The sequence below is a fragment of the Xanthomonas sacchari genome, assembly GCF_024266585.1.
GTDB classification, from domain to species: Bacteria; Pseudomonadota; Gammaproteobacteria; order Xanthomonadales; family Xanthomonadaceae; genus Xanthomonas_A; species Xanthomonas_A sacchari_C.
The window spans coordinates 2,156,182-2,172,162 of sequence record NZ_CP100647.1 but is presented as its reverse complement, the minus strand read 5'-3'; the positions used below and the strand labels follow the sequence as shown (position 1 = coordinate 2,172,162).

At 68.5% G+C, this 15,981-nt stretch carries 16 protein-coding genes; 5 read left to right on the top strand and 11 right to left on the bottom strand.

Features of this window, described 5'->3' with window-relative positions; all coding sequences use genetic code 11:
• Positions 1-3: 3 nt before the first annotated feature.
• Genes NKJ47_RS08840 through NKJ47_RS08825 form a run of 4 tightly spaced genes read right to left on the bottom strand, consistent with a single transcriptional unit; the run spans position 4 to position 2,610 of the window.
• Positions 4-537, bottom strand: a complete 534-nt coding sequence (locus tag NKJ47_RS08840) for a pilus assembly PilX family protein (RefSeq protein WP_302329812.1) — start codon at positions 535-537, stop codon at positions 4-6.
• On the bottom strand, positions 534-1,544 hold the full coding sequence (locus tag NKJ47_RS08835) for a prepilin-type N-terminal cleavage/methylation domain-containing protein (protein ID WP_254461087.1): 1,011 nt from the start codon (positions 1,542-1,544) through the stop codon (positions 534-536). The genes NKJ47_RS08840 and NKJ47_RS08835 overlap by 4 nt, the downstream gene beginning before the upstream one ends.
• Positions 1,541-2,050 (bottom strand): type IV pilus modification protein PilV, encoded by a 510-nt coding sequence (gene pilV / locus NKJ47_RS08830; protein ID WP_429002506.1) that lies wholly within the window; start codon positions 2,048-2,050, stop codon positions 1,541-1,543. The genes NKJ47_RS08835 and pilV overlap by 4 nt, the downstream gene beginning before the upstream one ends.
• Positions 2,017-2,610: a GspH/FimT family pseudopilin gene (locus tag NKJ47_RS08825; protein WP_429002505.1), complete on the bottom strand. Its 594-nt coding sequence runs from the start codon at positions 2,608-2,610 to the stop codon at positions 2,017-2,019. The genes pilV and NKJ47_RS08825 overlap by 34 nt, the downstream gene beginning before the upstream one ends.
• Positions 2,611-2,797: 187 nt before the next feature.
• On the opposite strand from NKJ47_RS08825, the gene NKJ47_RS08820 reads away from it, so the two are divergent.
• Positions 2,798-3,793 (top strand): sensor histidine kinase, encoded by a 996-nt coding sequence (locus tag NKJ47_RS08820; protein ID WP_254461086.1) that lies wholly within the window; start codon positions 2,798-2,800, stop codon positions 3,791-3,793.
• Between the two features lie 39 nt (positions 3,794-3,832).
• Here the strand turns inward: NKJ47_RS08820 and ppnN are convergent, their stop codons facing one another.
• The 5 genes from ppnN to grxD form a co-directional block, all read right to left on the bottom strand.
• Entirely contained in the window at positions 3,833-5,221 is a 1,389-nt protein-coding gene (gene ppnN / locus NKJ47_RS08815; protein ID WP_254461085.1) for a nucleotide 5'-monophosphate nucleosidase PpnN, read from the bottom strand.
• A 114-nt stretch (positions 5,222-5,335) separates the two neighbouring features.
• Positions 5,336-8,557: a TonB-dependent receptor gene (locus NKJ47_RS08810; RefSeq protein ID WP_254461383.1), complete on the bottom strand. Its 3,222-nt coding sequence runs from the start codon at positions 8,555-8,557 to the stop codon at positions 5,336-5,338.
• A gap of 511 nt (positions 8,558-9,068) precedes the next feature.
• A complete protein-coding gene (locus NKJ47_RS08805) occupies positions 9,069-9,668 on the bottom strand; it encodes a MarC family protein (RefSeq protein ID WP_017907241.1) in 600 nt (199 codons plus the stop codon).
• Positions 9,665-10,405 (bottom strand): SDR family NAD(P)-dependent oxidoreductase, encoded by a 741-nt coding sequence (locus tag NKJ47_RS08800; RefSeq protein WP_254461084.1) that lies wholly within the window; start codon positions 10,403-10,405, stop codon positions 9,665-9,667. The genes NKJ47_RS08805 and NKJ47_RS08800 overlap by 4 nt, the downstream gene beginning before the upstream one ends.
• Positions 10,402-10,722: a Grx4 family monothiol glutaredoxin gene (grxD, locus tag NKJ47_RS08795; RefSeq protein ID WP_254461083.1), complete on the bottom strand. Its 321-nt coding sequence runs from the start codon at positions 10,720-10,722 to the stop codon at positions 10,402-10,404. The genes NKJ47_RS08800 and grxD overlap by 4 nt, the downstream gene beginning before the upstream one ends.
• Before the next feature lie 124 nt (positions 10,723-10,846).
• On the opposite strand from grxD, the gene NKJ47_RS08790 reads away from it, so the two are divergent.
• Positions 10,847-11,422 carry a superoxide dismutase gene (locus tag NKJ47_RS08790; protein ID WP_254461082.1) on the top strand — a complete coding sequence of 192 codons (576 nt, stop codon included), beginning with the start codon at positions 10,847-10,849 and terminating at the stop codon, positions 11,420-11,422.
• Positions 11,423-11,518: 96 nt separating this feature from the next.
• On the opposite strand, the gene NKJ47_RS08785 is transcribed toward NKJ47_RS08790, so the two are convergent.
• Together NKJ47_RS08785 and purE are read right to left on the bottom strand one after the other, a co-directional pair.
• Positions 11,519-12,667 (bottom strand): 5-(carboxyamino)imidazole ribonucleotide synthase, encoded by a 1,149-nt coding sequence (locus tag NKJ47_RS08785; RefSeq protein ID WP_254461081.1) that lies wholly within the window; start codon positions 12,665-12,667, stop codon positions 11,519-11,521.
• A complete protein-coding gene (gene purE, locus NKJ47_RS08780; RefSeq protein ID WP_254461080.1) occupies positions 12,664-13,167 on the bottom strand; it encodes a 5-(carboxyamino)imidazole ribonucleotide mutase in 504 nt (167 codons plus the stop codon). The genes NKJ47_RS08785 and purE overlap by 4 nt, the downstream gene beginning before the upstream one ends.
• A gap of 58 nt (positions 13,168-13,225) precedes the next feature.
• Between purE and NKJ47_RS08775 the strand changes: the two genes are divergently transcribed.
• The 3 genes from NKJ47_RS08775 (at position 13,226) to NKJ47_RS08765 (ending at position 15,783) form a co-directional block, all read left to right on the top strand.
• Complete coding sequence (locus NKJ47_RS08775; RefSeq protein ID WP_254461079.1) at positions 13,226-13,495, top strand: Trm112 family protein; 270 nt, start codon at positions 13,226-13,228, stop codon at positions 13,493-13,495.
• The gene (gene nadC / locus NKJ47_RS08770; RefSeq protein ID WP_254461078.1) at positions 13,492-14,385 is read left to right on the top strand and encodes a carboxylating nicotinate-nucleotide diphosphorylase; all 894 of its coding nucleotides are present in this window, start codon (positions 13,492-13,494) and stop codon (positions 14,383-14,385) included. Before NKJ47_RS08775 ends, nadC begins: the two co-directional genes overlap by 4 nt.
• A gap of 270 nt (positions 14,386-14,655) precedes the next feature.
• Entirely contained in the window at positions 14,656-15,783 is a 1,128-nt protein-coding gene (locus NKJ47_RS08765) for a DUF2272 domain-containing protein (protein ID WP_254461077.1), read from the top strand.
• Positions 15,784-15,981: the final 198 nt, after the last annotated feature.

Below are 15,981 nucleotides of genomic sequence, written 5' to 3'. Positions count from 1 at the left end.
GTCTTACGGCGCGATATAACTGGATTGAAGAATGACGCTGGCGCGGCCAGGCGCCTGGCTGCGCGCCACCACCCGGTACATCGGTCGCACGCAGATCTGCTGGCCGGTGTACTTCTCGTCGCTGTTGCACTCGAACCAGGCTTCGGACGAGCCCATGTATTCGATATAGAAACTCGTGGTGGAGGCCGACGCACTACGGCTGGCGGCACTGGCGTTGATCCAACCAGTGAAGCCGGGGTCGCGCCAGCGCTCGGTCTGGGTCGCCTGCGGGCGTCCGCAAACGCCAGCGCTGCATCCGTTGCCGGTGGGCACGACGGTCTGCGCAGCCGCCAGCGCTTCGCCCTCGCGCAACGCCGATTCGGCGGCCTGGAAGTTGACGCTGCGATCAAGCAGGTTGCCGCTCATCCGCTCCTGCATCAGCGTTCCGCGCACGACCGCCAAGCCCAGCAGGGTCATCACCAGCAGCAGCAACAGCACGACGATCAAGGACACGCCGGCCTGGCGCGCGACGGGGATGGGGCGAGGCGTTGTGCTCATTCGTTGCGATTCCGCAAGGTGATGACATTGCTGATCGTGCGTGTCACCGGCAGCCCGTTGGTTCCGATCGTATCCTGGGTCTGGAAGGTCAAGGACAGATTGATGGCGGTCACCTGCCCCCAACGCGTCCCTACGGCCGCGGCATTGACGTAGCCGCCATCGTCGGGAATCAGATAGGTGATGGTCATGTTCTGCACGTTCTCGGCCACTTCCTGATCGACGATCGCCGGAGTACCAGAGGTGTTGGTCAACACGCCCTGGTACAGCGAGCGCCCCCCGCGAGGATTGGTGCCGATGAACCAGCGCGATGCGTTGAGCCGACTGAGCAGCGTGTTCGGCCCGTAGGTGAAGACGGAACCGTTGATGCCAAGGTTGGCACTGGAATTTCCCGGCGACCCGGAGGCGGCATGGCCGATGGTGGTCCCCCCTTGGCCGCTGCTCATCTGGAACAGCGCGCCCATTCGCAATACCCCGGTGGTTTCGGAATTCGGACCGCACGCGATCAGGAAGTCGCCATTTTTGAAGCCATGGGTATTCGCATTCACCGTGAATCGCGCGGACGCCGGGTTATGCGCGGTCACGATCGCGGTCGCGTCGCCGGAAGACAACAGCATCAAGCCATCCGTATTGGCCACGCGATTGGACACGACATCGGGAAAACTGCCGCTCGCCGACACGCCGACCAACCGGTTACCCGACCAGTTCGTCCACCAACGCGACGCCGGATCGTTGATGACGTTCGACATCCCCATATTGTCGCTACTGTTGCATTGATTGCCGCCAGCCTCGCGGATGTCGCGGGTCATCAGCTCGAACGCGGTGCGCACGTTCTCCTGTATGCGCCCCAGATTCTCCGTGGCCGTGTAGGTACGCCGATTGGTGAGGAAGATGCCGATGGCCGCCCCCACGACGAGCAGGCCCAGCACCAGCGAGATCATCAACTCGATCAGGCTCAGGCCCGCACTGCGGCGCCGGCATGGCGCATTTCCCCGGCGCATGCGGCTCATAGTCTGGTCACCGTCTGGAACTGCTGCGTTTGCACCGCCGTCGCGTCGGCGGCCGCATGACTGCCCCTGCTGTCATCCCACTGCACCGTCACCTGACATGCCGTGGCACTGCAGTTGATCGCGCCGCATGCAGAGGCACCCATGATCGCCTGCAGCGAGTTAATGAAATTGCGCTGGTCGACCACCACCTGCGAGGTACCACTGGGCGCGACACAGGTCATGCTCATGTTGTAGTTGCCGTTGCGAGCCGCGCTGAGATTGGCCCGCATCGCATCGAAGACCCCGGTCGTGCCGACCACCACCTGGCTACGTTCGAAGGAACTCTGGTTGTTGCGCAACGCGGTCGCCTGCAGAGCGGCCACGCCCAGCATGCCAATGCCCATGATCAACACGGAGATCATCACTTCGATCAGACTGACGCCGCGTTGCGATGCCATCGCGACCGATCGCGGAGAGGAAATGTGCATGACGTTCACTTCGATGGGGAATCCGAGGGTGCAGGACATGCGACGTTCCCGGGGGTACTGTAGAACGCCACCCGACTGCCGCCGGCGATGTACACCACACGCAGATTGTCGCTCGGACGCGTTGTGGCGATGCAACTGGAAAAGCCCGCATTGAGCAACATTCCGGTGCTGTTACGGGCAACGCCATCGGGGCTGAAGACGATGCGGTCATTGTTGCCGCTGACCGCCGCGCTCACGCTCATTTGCACCGGCGCCTTCACCGTACTGACGCGCAGCACGGTGGAGTCGGTCACCACGATGGTGATCCACTGGTTCCATGCGCCGCCGGCGGCGCAACTGCTGCCGTTATCGCTGCGGCACACCGCCACGTTGCGGTTGAGCCGGATCGCTTCCGAGCGCGCGAGCTGCAGCGAGGCCACCATTTCGTTGGCGGCGGCGGTCAGCCGGCTGGAGTTGATCAGATAGGTATAACTGGGAATGGCGATGCTCATCACCACCGCCAGCACGGCGACCGTCACCATCAGTTCGACCAGGCTGAATCCGCCGATCCCTCGGCGCCTTGCGGAGCGGCGCGGTCGCGCGGCGTGAAAACGCGGCATATCGTATCCCCTCTTTCCCACCCCTAAGCTAGAACTCCAGCCGGAACGATGCCAGCGGGGTCCGATGGGCGGTGGCAGATCGTAGCCGAACGGCACGGTTGACGACATGGGGGCTGGAACCGGGGCATGATGCGGCTGGCCTCCCCTCCCCATGCCCATGTCCCCCGCCCCCAGCCCCCCACCGGCCATGACCCTCGACATCCTGTGGCAACCCACGACCCTGATGTGGGTGGTGCTTGCCGGCGAGGCGGTGGCCGTGGTGCTGAGTCTGGCGCCGGGGCAGTCCAGCAATGGCTGGATCCATTTCGGCCTGACCTCGCTGCTGCTGCAATGGACGGCATTGACGACGCTGGCCTTGCTCTACCTGATGCGCGGCAACCTGCGCCGCCGCAGGCCCCAGCAGATCGCCTATCTGGCGGTGGCCGTCTTGGTGCTCGTCGCCGTCGGCGTGCACGCGATCGCCTGGGCGATACTCAGCGAGCTGTCGCTGCTGCAGGGAAGCTGGCACAGCTTCCTGCTGAGAGTGGCGGCCATCGCCCTGACCCTGGGGCTGATGGCACTGCTGGCGTTCCAGAACCACTGGCGCGTGCAGCACTTGGCGGTACAGGCCAAGCAGGCCCAGCTCGAAGCGCTGCGCGCCCGTATCCAGCCCCACTTCTTGTTCAACACACTCAACACCGGCGCGACGCTGGCGCGCTCCTGCCCGGAACAGGCGGAACACCTGCTACTGGATCTGGCCGACCTGTTCCGTGCAGCCCTGGCCGGGCCGGATCGACTGCGCCTGGAAGAGGAGTTGACGCTCGCTCGGCGCTATCTCGGCATCGAGCGGATGCGCCTGGGCGATCGACTGAGGGTGGACTGGCAGCTCCCCGATCCGCTTCCGGCGATCGAGGTGCCCACCCTCTCGATCCAGCCGCTGGTGGAGAACGCGATCCGACACGGCATCGAACCCAGCACCCGCGGCGGTCATGTCCAGCTGCGAATCGAACAGGATGCGCACTGGGTCAAGATCGAAATCGCCAACTCCCTGCCCGCTGCCGGCGAATCGACCGTCGGCCGCGGACATGGGATCGGCCTGGCCGGGGTCCGCGCCCGCGTGGAGAGCATCAGCGGCGGACGCCTGAGCGCCAGGCGCGAGGCCGACCGCTTCGTCAGCCTGCTGGAATTGCCGCGCTCTTCCTGATGGCGTGAACATCTCGCCGCCAGCGTTCCCGCTTCGCCCTCAGGCCATGACCCGATAGCAAGGCCGGTACTCGCCGGAGATCTTCATGCGGCGCTGTTCGACGAAGGCCCGCAGCAGTTCGTCCAGGGCCTGCATCATGTCCGCGTCGCCATGGATCTCGAACGGGCCGTGCTGCTCGATCCGGCGCATGCCGTCTTCCTTGACGTTGCCGGCGACGATGCCGGAGAAGGCGCGGCGCAGGTCCGCGGCCAGCGCATGCGGCGGGCGGCCGTGGTGCAGATCCAGCGCCGCCATCGCCTCATGGGTCGGTTCGAACGGACGCTGGTACTCCAGCGGGATGTCCACGGACCAGTTGAAGTAGAACGCGTCCTTCTGCTCCTTGCGGTGCGCGCGCACCTGCTGGATGCCGGCGGCCATCTTGCGCGCCACCGCCACCGGATCGCCGACCACGATCTCGTAGCGCGAGGTCGCCACTTCGCCCAGGGTCAGGCGCAGGAAGCGGTCGATCTGCTCGAAGTACGGCGCGGCGATGGTCGGGCCGGTGAGGATCAGCGGGAACGGCAGGTCGCGGTTCTCCTCGCGCAGCAGGATGCCGAGCAGGTACAGGATCTCCTCGGCGGTGCCGACGCCGCCGGGGAACACGATGATGCCGTGGCCGATGCGGACGAAGGCCTCCAGGCGCTTCTCGATGTCCGGCATGATCACCAGGTGGTTGACGATCGGGTTCGGCGACTCGGCGGCGATGATGCCCGGCTCGGTCACACCGATGTAGCGGTTGTCGTGCTTGCGCTGCTTGGCATGGGCGATGGTGGCGCCCTTCATCGGCCCCTTCATCGCGCCCGGACCGCAGCCGGTGCAGATGTCCAGCCCGCGCAGGCCCAGCTCGTAGCCGACCTGCTTGGTGTACAGGTATTCGTCGCGCGAGATCGAATGGCCGCCCCAACACACCACCAGCTTGGGATCGGTGGGCTGCAGGATGCGCGCATTGCGCAACTGGCCGAACACCGCGTTGGTGATGCCCTCGCTGGAGTGCAGGTCGGTACTGGATTCGGGGCCGAGTTCGATGGCCATGTAGGCCAGGTCGCGGACCACGGCGAACAGCAGCTCGGCCACGCCGTTGATGATCTCGCCGTCGACGAAGGCCATCGCCGGCGCATTGAGCAGGTCGATGCGCACGCCACGGTCGCGCTGCACCACCTGGATGTCGAAGTCGGGATACAGATCGCGCGCCGCGCGCGGATCGTCGGACGCGCTGCCGCTGGTCAGCACCGCCAGTGCGCAGCGCCGCAGCAGTTCGTGCAGGCCGCCGCTGGACGCATCGCGCAGGCGCGCCACTTCCACGCGCGAGAGGATGTCCAGGCCGCCGCGCGGGTAGATCCGCGCATCCACTACCGGCAGCGCGCGTGCGGCCGTATTGCTCGTCGTCATATCGAAGTTCTTGTCGTTGTGGTCAGCCGGCTGACTTTAACGTCAGCCCCCACAAAAGGAAAACGGCCGGGTCGCCCCGGCCGTTTCCAACGCATCAGCTAGCCTGCGCCGCGATCAGAACTGATAGCGGAAGCCCAACTGCAGCGACCACTGCGACACGCCGGTGTTGAACCCGTCGGCGTCGGCGTTGGCGGCCGTCGGCCGGTCGGTGTACAGGGTGTTGTACACGTACTTGCCCTGGTAGATGCCCTGCAGGTTGGCGACGCGGGCGTCGGCGTAGAAGCCGTAGTCGTAGATCCGGCCCCACTTCTTGTTCAGCAGGTTGCCCACGTTCTGGATGTCCAGCCAGACCTCGGACTTGTGGCCCTTGAAGAAGCCCGGCAGCTGCTGGGTGATGCGCACGTCGAAGGTGTTGATCCAGCCGGAACGGAAGCCGTTGGCCGGGGCGTAGCTGCCGGCGTACTTGGCCAGCTGCGGGTTCTTGGCCAGCCAGTCGAAGAACTGCTGCTGCAGCGCCGGGTTGGCGGTGAACGCGCCGGTGCTGCTCAGCGTGCCGAACAGCACGTCGCCCGGGCCCTTCGGCACGTAGAACAGGTCGTTGGTCGAACGGCCGTCGCCGTTGGCGTCGCCGTTGAACACGTAGCTGTACGGACGGCCGCTGCGGCCTTCGTAGACCAGGCCCACGCGGGTCTCGTAGTCGCCGAAGAACATGTGCTTCCAGTCCAGCGAGCCGGAGATGCGGTCCTTGATCTCGTAGCGCGAGGTGTTCTCGGTTTCCGAGTTGGCGTTGAACGCGTACTGGTAGCCCCAGCCCGAGCTGGCGGTGGAGCTGGTCAGCGAACCGACTTCGGTGGCGTGGGTGTAGGTGTAGCCCAGGGTCCAGGACCAGTCGCCGCCTTCGCTGAACGGCTTGGACAGCGACACGGTGAACTGCTGGGTCTTGCCCTTGTCGGTGTTGTCGATCAGGTAGACGTCGCTGTAGGCCTGGTTGCGGTTGTAGCGGTTGTTGCCGGTGGCCCACGGACGACCGGTCTGCGACGGGTTCCAGTACAGCGCGCGGCCGTCCGGACCGTAGTAGGCGGGGCTCGGATCCTGGCCCGGGCCATTGACGCGGCCGATGTTCAGGCTCTTGTAGTACAGGCCGTCCTTGACCTTGGTCACCAGCAACTCGGCCGAGGCCACGATGCCGTACCACGGCAGCTCGTGATCCAGGGCCAGGTTGGCCTTGTACAGCGACGGCAGCTTGAAGTCGTTGCCGACGAAGCTCACGCCCTGCGTCGCCGAACCCGGGGTGGTCGGCACCGGCTGGGTGTCCTTGTTCGGGCTGAACGGCAGCGCCGGGTTGTAGCTGGTGTAGCTGTAGGCGTTGTAGTTGAAGCCGGTGTTGGAGTAGCTGTTGCCGATCCACACCTGCGGCGCATCGCCCTGGAACAGGCCCACGCCACCGCGCAACTGGGTCGGACGGTCGGTGTCGAAGGTGTAGTTGAAGCCGAAGCGCGGCTGGATCAGGAAATCGCCGCTGAAGATCTTGCTGTTGTCGTAGCCGAAGTAGGCCTGCGCCCCGGCGTTGTAGGTCGGATCCGGGCTCACCTGCGGACGGTCGCCGCGCAGGCCCAGGGTCAGGGTCAGGTTGTTGTTGACGTACCAGGTGTCCTGCACGAACAGGCCGAGGTTGCTGTTCTTGTAGTCGGCCGCGATCGAACCCGGGCTACGCTCCTGGTTGAGCTGGTACGAGCTCCAGCGGCCGCTGGCGAAGTTGTCCAGGCCGAAGAAGGTGTACACGCCCCAGGTGTTGCGGCCGTACAGGTTGTAGATGTCGTTGGTGCTGTAGTCGACGCCGAACTTCAGGTTGTGGTTGTCCAGGGTCAGGGTGCCCGCACCGTAGTAGTTCCAGGTCTTGGTGGTGAGGATGTTGCCCTGCGAGTTGGTCTCGGTGCCCAGGTACAGCACGTCGCCGGTCGGGTTGGCGACCGAGCCGTCGAAGTACACGGCGATGCTCGGCGCGTTGGTCGGCACCACGCGGATCGCGGAGTAGTCGCGGTAGGACACCTTGAACTCGGTGGAGAAGTTCTCGGACCAGTCGCTGAACAGCTGGCCGACGTAGCTCTCGACCGACTTCTCGTGCTGGTACCAGTACGAGCTCAGCGAGGCCTGGCTGGAGTTGCCGGCACCGTTGATGCGCAGCTTGCTCTGGTCGAGCTTGCTGTAGCGGAAGCTGGCGCGGTGGTTGTCGTTGATGTTCCAGTCGAGCTTGAGCGCGTATTCCTTCAGGTCGGTGTTGCCGTCGCTGTCCAGGGTGCCGGCGTCGAAGCCGTAGTTCTTGGCGATCTGCTGGGCGCGGGTCACGTCGGCCATGCCGTACTTGGCGTTGGCCTTGCCCAGCGCGGTGCTGCCCAGGTCCAGGCCCGGCGCGTCCTGCTGGAACTTCTCGTAGTTGGCGAAGAAGAACAGCTTGTCCTTGACGATCGGGCCGCCGAAGGTCGCGCCGTAGGTCTTCTCCTTGGTGAAGCCGTTGAACTTGCTGCCGTCCGGGTTGTCGCCGAACCAGTCGCCGTCGCGATAGCTGCCGTACACCGAGCCGTGGAACTCGTTGGTACCGGACTTGGTCACCGCGTTGACGGTGGCGCCGGCGGCGCTGGCGATGCTGACGTCGTAGTTGGACAGGTTGACGTCGATGGCCTCGATGGCCTCCATCGACACCGGCTGGCGCCGGGTGGTCATGTTGTTGCCTTCCAGGCCGAAGGTATCGCTGGCCGAGACGCCGTCGATGTTGATCGAGTTGTAGCGCGGGTTGAGGCCGCCGGCGCTGATCGTGCCCGAGGCGCGATCGACGAAGGCCACGCGCGGATCCAGGCGCATGTAGTCCTGGATGTTGCCGTTCATCGACGGCAGCGCCTCGATCTGCTCGCGGCCGACATTGGTGCCCGAGCCCATCTTGGTGGCGCTGAACACTTCCGAGCCGCTGGCGATGGCCACGGCGTTGACCGTCTCCAGCGTGGTCGGCGCGGCCAGGTCGCCGGTCAGGTCGGCGTTGATGGTGGCGTTCTGGTTGACGCTCAGGTACACGCCGTCTTCGGTCTTTGTGCCGTCGCCCGGCTTGGTGATGGTGATGCTGTACGGACCGCCGACGCGCAGGCCGCGCGCGTTGTAGCGACCGGCGGCATCGGTGGTGGCGCGGCTGACCGTGCCCGACTCGACGTGGGTGATGGTCACCTCGGCGCCCGCGACCGGCTGGCCGGCATGGGTCACCACGCCGCCGACACCGGCGGAAGTGCTCTGGGCGAACACCGGCGCGGCAGCGAGCGCCGCAACGAGGCCCAGGGTGAGCTTGGACATCCGCAGACGGGGTTGGATCATTGCAATAGCCTCGATGGAGTTGACGAAATGCGCGTGGCAAGCCGTGCGGGTACGGGCGCACGACCGCGAAATGGAGGGCTGGTCCCCCTTGCCGATTCCCCGCAAGGGTTAACGTGAGTTTAACACCATAGAGCCGATTTGTTGCCAAACCGTGACAGCCGGGCAAAAGCGGACATCAGAAGACGTCGATCCCAGTCCTGGCGGGCATCGAGGACACCGCCAGGACAGGCGTGCTACGGGCGCGGCGCCCCCGCCTGGGCGAGCGCAAAGCGAAAACCTGTCACCCGTCACCCTTTACCACGGTCCGCCGCGGGAACAGCTTTGGGCGTTCCCGGGGAATGTCGAGACGGAGGTCGACACGTCACGGCGATCGGCCACGGACGCCCTGCCCGCTCACCGGGCCCACGGCGTACGGCCGAGGCCGCGACGGCGCCCGCGGCGGCGGGCACGGCGCCGCGGGCGGCGTCCCCCGCCCAGCCGCGAGGCAGCCTCAGCCGGCGACCGGCAGCTTCAGGTAGGCGCTGAGCCCGTCCAGGAACATCTGCACCGAGATCGCCACCAGCAGCATGCCCATCAGCCGCTCGACCGCGGTCAGCACGCGCATGCCGAGCAGCTTGTACAGCAGCGTGCCGGAGAACAGCAGCGCCGAGGTCGCCAGCCAGGCCAGGATCAGCGCCAGACTCCATTCGCCCAGGCGGGTCGGCTCGTTGCTGCCCATCAGCATCACCGCGGCCATGCCGGACGGGCCGGCCACCAGCGGGATGGCCAGCGGCACGATGAAGGGTTCGCCGTCCGGGATCTCGCCCATCAGCCCTTCCGGGCGCGGGAAGATCATGCGGATGCCGATCAGGAACAGCACGATGCCGCCGGCGATCGCCACCGACTCCTGGCGCAGGTGCATCACTTCCAGCGCGTACTTGCCGCCCCACAGGAAGCCCATCAGCACGCCCAGCGCGATCAGCAGTTCGCGCGCCAGCACGACACGCTGGCGCCGCGCCGGCAGCGGCTTGAGCACGCTCAGGAACACCGGGATGTTGCCCAGCGGGTCGAGGATCAGGAACAGCAGCAGCGCTGCCGACAGGATGGTCATGCCAGGGGCTTCCAGATTGCGCCGCGGTGCGCGGCACCGGCGGGCGACAGCAGTTCGACGCAGGCGCCGGCGTAGCGCGCCGGGTCGACCGCGTCGCGGTCTTCTTGATGGGTATAGGCGCGGGCGCGCAAGGCGCTGCGCATCGGACCCGGCTGCAGGCCGGCCACGCGCACGTGCGAGGCGGCCAGTTCCCCGTGCAGGCTCGCCAACAGGCCGCGGCGGCCATGCTGGGCCGCACCGTAGCCGCCCCAGTAGGCCTGGCCGACCCGCGCCGGATCGTCGACGGCAAACACGATCGCGGCATCCGGCGCCTGCCGCAGCAACGGCAGGCAGGCCCGGGTCAGCCAGGCCGCGGCGGTCAGGTTGACGTGGATGGCGCGCGCGAACTGGGCCGGATCGGCATGCTCGAACGGGGTCAGCCCGGCGAAGTCCGCGGCGCAGTGCAGCAGCCCGTCCAGGCGGCCAAGCTCGCCCTGCAGGCGCTCGGCCAGGGTCGCGTAGTCCGGCGGGGTGGCGCCGAGCAGGTCCAGGGGATACAGCAACGGCGCCGCGCCGACCGCGGCGATCGCGTCGTAGACCCGGTTCAGGCGTGCCGGCTTGTGCCCGAGCAGGACCACGGTGGCCCCGGCCTGGGCGCAGGCCAGCGCCGCGGCGCTGCCGAGTCCGCCGGCGGCGCCGCTGACCAGGATCACCCGCTGCGCCAGCGCGCCGGCCGGCGGCGACGCAGGCGCGCTCACGACTGGTAGGCCTCGGTCACGATGCGCTGCAGTTCGCCGGATTCGAACAGTTCCAGGGTGATGTCGCAGCCACCGATCAGTTCGCCATGGATGAACAGCTGCGGGAACGTCGGCCAGTTCGAATAGCGCGGCAGATTGGCGCGGATCTCCGGCTCGTCGAGCACGTTGACGGTATGCAGGCGGTCGGCGCCGGCGGCCAGCAGCGCTTGCAACGCACGGCTGGAAAAGCCGCACATCGGGTACTGCGGCGTGCCCTTCATGAACAACACGATGGGATGGCGTTCGACGTCGGCCTGGATGCGCTCCATCACCTGCATGCGGGTATCTCCTGCTGGGGCGAAAGAACGACCTCGGCGGTCGGCTAGACTCTCGCGTAGCCGCATAGTGTAAGCCCTGCACGCGGCAGTACCGCGACACGCATCCGAAACCGCCCGAGGATCCATGCCCATCGAACTCGCTCCCCTGCCCTACGCCGCCGCGGCGCTGGCCCCGCACCTGTCCGCCGCGGCGGTGGAACAGCACCACGCCCATGAGCGCGCCTTGGTGGAACGGCTCAATGCGCGGCTGGACGGCAGCGACCTGGCCGAGCTGGCGCTGCCGGACCTGCTGCGGCGCGCCCAGGGCCGGCTGTTCCAGGAGGCGGCCGAGGTCTGGAACCACGCGTTCTACTGGCGCGGCCTGCGCCCGCGCGGCGGCGGCGAACCCGGCGGCGCGCTCGGCGAGCGCCTGGCCAAGAGCTTCGGCGACGTGGCCCGGTTCAAGGCCGAGTTCGAGCGCATGGCCCTGGCGCTGTTCGGCTCCGGCTGGGTCTGGCTGGTGCAGCGTCCGGACGGCCACCTGGCCGTGGTCAGCACCGCCAACGCCGGCACCCCGCTGACCGGCGACGACACGCCGCTGCTGGCCTGCGACGTCTGGGAACACGCCTACTACACCGACTACCCCGGCGACCGCGCGCGCTACCTGCAGGCGTTCTGGAAACTGGTGAACTGGGAGTTCGCGGCGTCCAATCTGCGCTGAGCCGGGATTGGGGATTTGGGATTGGGGATTCGCAAGAGCGGCGGCCGTGGCCGCCGGTCCTTGCCCCGGGGGCGGCCCGGACTTCGTGTTGCTGGTTCAGCGCTCGCCGCGCAGGGCGGCGATCACCGGGGCGACCTGGGTCTCGCGCTGCAGTTGTGCGCCCACGGTCTGCAGGGCCTGCGCCAGCGCCTCCGGCGTGTCCTCGCGCAAGGTGGCGTGGCCGACCTTGCGGCCCTCGCGCGGCTCCTTGCCGTAGTCGTGCCAATGCCCGCCGGGCTGCGCCAGGACCGGCGCGGCATCGGGCATCGCCCCGATCCAGTTGAGCATGCAGGCATGGCCGCGCATGCGCGTGGATCCCAAGGGCAGCCCCAACACGGCGCGCAGGTGGTTCTCGAACTGCGAGGTCTCCGCGCCTTCGATGGTCCAGTGCCCGGAGTTGTGCACGCGCGGGGCCATCTCGTTGGCCAGCAGTTCGCCGTCGCGGCAGAACAGTTCCAGCGCGAACACGCCCACGTACTGCAGGCGCTCGGCCAGCGCACGCGCATGCGCCACCGCCGCCTGCTCCAGCGCGGCATCGGCCTGCGCCGGCGCCAGGCTGGCCGACAGCACGCCGTGCACATGCCAGTTCTCGGTCAGCGGCCAGGTACGGAACTCGCCGTCGCGGCCGCGCACCGCCACCACGCTGACCTCGCGCTGGAACGGCACGAACGCCTCGGCGATCAGGCCCACACTGGCCGCCTGCGCGCCCAGCGCCGCCCAGGCCGCATCGGCATCGGCAACCGAGGCAATGCGGAACTGGCCCTTGCCGTCGTAGCCGAGCCGGCGGGTCTTGAGGATGCACGGCGTGCCGACCTGGGCCAGCGCCGCGTCCAGGTCCGCACGACTGTCCACCGCGGCGAACGCCGGCACCGGAATGCCGAGTTCGCGGAACAGGGTCTTCTCGGCCAGGCGGTCCTGCGCCACGGCCAGCGCATCCGGGTTCGGGAACACCGGCACCTGCCCGGCCAGCCAAGCGGCGCTGGCCGCAGGCACGTTCTCGAAATCGAAGGTCGCCACCTCCACCGCGTCCGCGAACGCGGCCAGCGCGGTCTCGTCGGCATAGTCGCCGACCCGCAGCGGCGCGACCTGCCCGGCGCAGGCATCGGCCGCCGGATCCAGCAACGCGAAGCGCAGGCCCAGCGGGACGCCGGCCACGGCCAGCATGCGTGCCAATTGCCCTGCCCCCAGAATGCCAACGGTGGTCATTGGCGCGGATCGTCCTTGGCCATCACGTCGTCGGTCTGGCGCTGGCGGAAATCGCCAAGCGCGCTGCCGATGTCGGCGTGGTCGTGGGCCAGCATCGCCGCGGCGAACAGCGCGGCGTTGGCCGCGCCGGCGGTGCCGATCGCGAAGGTGGCCACCGGGATGCCGGCCGGCATCTGCACGATCGACAGCAGCGAGTCCATGCCGTTGAGCGCCTTGGACTGCACCGGCACGCCCAGCACCGGCACCGCGGTCTTGGCCGCGAGCATGCCCGGCAGGTGCGCGGCGCCGCCGGCGCCGGCCACGATCGCGCGCAGGCCGCGCCCGGCCGCCTGCTCGGCGTAGGTGAACAGCACGTCCGGCGTGCGGTGCGCCGACACCACCTTCACTTCATAGGGCACACCCAGCGCATCGAGTTTCTGCGCCGCATGCTGCATGGTCTCCCAGTCGGAGCGGGAACCCATCACGATGCCGACGAGCGGCGCGGTTTGCTTGGAGGTCATGGCCGTCCCCTGCCTTAAAGACGTATTCTAGCCATCTTCCACGCAAGACGAAGACCGGATGGACCGCAAACTGCTCGACCTGCTGTGCTCGCCCGACACCCGCCAACCGCTGGCGCTGCTGGAGGCGCGCGGCCTGGAGGCGTTGAACCGCGCCATCGCCGCCGGCGGCGTGCAGCGCGCCGATGGCAGTGCGCAGGCGCAACCGCTGCGCGAAGCCCTGATCACCCGCGACCGCAAGCAGGTGTTCCGCGTCGACGACGGCATTCCGGTGCTGCTGGCCGATGAAGCCATCGGCACCGCGCAGCTCGCCGACTTCCCGGCCAAATGAGCCGCGACCCGGCGCCGCCGCAGGCGCCCGCGCCGGAACTGATCGCCGCCGATGTCGCGCGTGCGCTGGCCGAGGATCTCGGCAGCGGCGACGTCACCGCGGCGCTGTTGCCCGACCGCGCCGACAGCGCCTACCTGCTGTGCAAGCAGGACGCGGTGATCGCCGGCCGGCCCTGGTTCGACGCCTGCCACCGCGCCCTGGATCCGCAGGTGCGGATCGACTGGCACGTGAGCGAAGGCCAGCGCGTGGCCGCCGGCACCGTGCTGGCCTTGCTGCACGGACGCAGCCGCGCCCTGGTCAGCGCCGAACGCGCCTCGCTGAACTTCCTGCAGACCCTGTCGGCCACCGCCACCGCCACCGCCGCCTACGTGGCCGCGGTCGCCGGCACCGGCGCGCGCATCCTGGACACGCGCAAGACCCTGCCCGGCCTGCGCCTGGCGCAGAAGTACGCGGTGCGCTGCGGCGGCGGCAGCAACCACCGGATCGGCCTGTACGACACGGTGATGCTCAAGGAGAACCACATCCACGCCGCCGGTTCGCTGCCCGCGGCGGTGGCGGCCGCGCGCGCGCAGTGGCCGGCGCTGCCGCTGGTGGTCGAGGTGGAAACCCTGGACCAGCTGCGCGAAGCGCTGCAGGCCGGCTGCGACCGCATCCTGATCGACGATTTCACCCCGGCGCAGCGCCGCGACGCGGTGGCGATCGCCGCGGGCGCCCCGTTCCATCGCGCAATTCCGCTGGAAGTCTCCGGTGGCGTCAACCTGGAGGCGGTGCGTGCGATCGCCGCCGACGGCGTCGACTGCATCTCCATCGGCGCGCTGACCAAGCACGTGCAGGCGGTGGATCTGTCGCTGAAACTCGGGCCGCCGCCGCCGTCGCGGCCAGCCGGCTGACGAGGCGGCCGCTGCGGCCAATCCCACGCTGGCGGCGCAGGCGCAGCCCGCCAAGGCGTGCCCAGGCGCATTGACTCCTTCAGCCGTCGCTGGATACGGCCCGCACACGCCTGGGCAGGCCGCGACACACCGTGGCGCAGCAGATGCGCCTGCGAACGCTGCCGCCAGCACGGTGCGCCACCACCGGCGCACGGCGCGTCCTACACTTCACGACTTCGCCAACGCCGCTCTGCGACGCTGCGCGGTACTTCCTCCCCACCGAGTTCGCCGATGCTCCGCCCCTGGTTCGCGTTGCTGTGCGCCGCCGCCCTGTTTCCTGCCGGCCGCGCCGCGGCCGCGGAAGTCTGCGATCTGCCGCCGCGCTTCGGCCTGACCCCGGCGGCGGTGGCGATCGTGCGCACCGCCTGCAACGAACACCGCCTGTGGTGGCGTCCGTTCATCGACCGCGACGGCCGCCTCGCCGGCCTGCGCGTCACCGAGGCCGAACGCGCCGACCTCGCCGACGACGGCATCGAAGCCTGGCAGCGTGTCGCCGCGTACTGGCGCGACAGCGGCACGCTGGGCGCGATGGGACGCATCGACGGCGCCGAGAGCTGCCAGGAGTTGGACGGCTCGCGCTACCGCGAGAACGACTGCCGCGCCTTCCTCGTCGACAATCCGTGGTCGGCGGCCTTCGTGTCCTACGTGATGGTGCGCGCCGGCGTGGCCGGCTTCCGCAGCTCGATCCGCCACATCGACTACATCCGCGCCGCCTACCAGGCCGGTGCCGACGGCCTGCCCTACCGCTACGCCGACCCGCAGCAGGAAAAGCCCGCCCCCGGCGACCTGTTGTGCTTCCTGCGCGGACGCCGGCAGCCGGTCGGCGCCGCCGGCCTGCGCGAGGCGCTGGCGCGCGGCCGCCCGCTGCCGTGGGAATCGCATTGCGACATCGTGGTCGCAGCCAACGTCGGCGGCGACCAGACCCTGTACCTGATCGGCGGCAACGTGTTCAACGCGGTGACCATGCGCAAGCTCAAGCTGGACCGCAGCGGGCGCCTGCAACTGGATGCGCCGCTGGCGCAGGAGCAGAACGACGAAGGCGCCGCGCTCGAATGCACGCCCGGCCACGAGGAACTGTGCGACTTCAACCGCCAGGACTGGTCGGCCCTGCTGAAACTGCAACCGCAGGCGCAGGTGCTGCCGCCGGTTCCGCCCGGCGTGCCTGGCGTCGTACCGATCGCGACGCCGCCGGCCACTCCAGCAGGCGCCGCACCCGGCACGCCTGTCGTCCCACCGGCACCGCCCACCGCCCCGAACACGCCGCCACCGCCGGCACCCGCCGCAGCGCCTCCACCGCCACAACCCGACGCATCCCCCGGCAGCCAAGCGCCCAGGACCGAACCGCAGCCACAGCGCTAGCACGCGTTCGCACCATCGCGCCGCTGGGCACCGCTAAAAACCAAGCTCCTGTGGTTGAACACCTCGCGCAATCAAGGCGCCGTGCGCGCCTGCCCAGGGCCATGGCGGCCGCGAGCGCTGATGGGCCTCGGCACCTCTCCCGCAGCTAACTGCAGGCGCACGAGCGCACGGCATCGCCCCGGCAACCGCCGAGGCGCC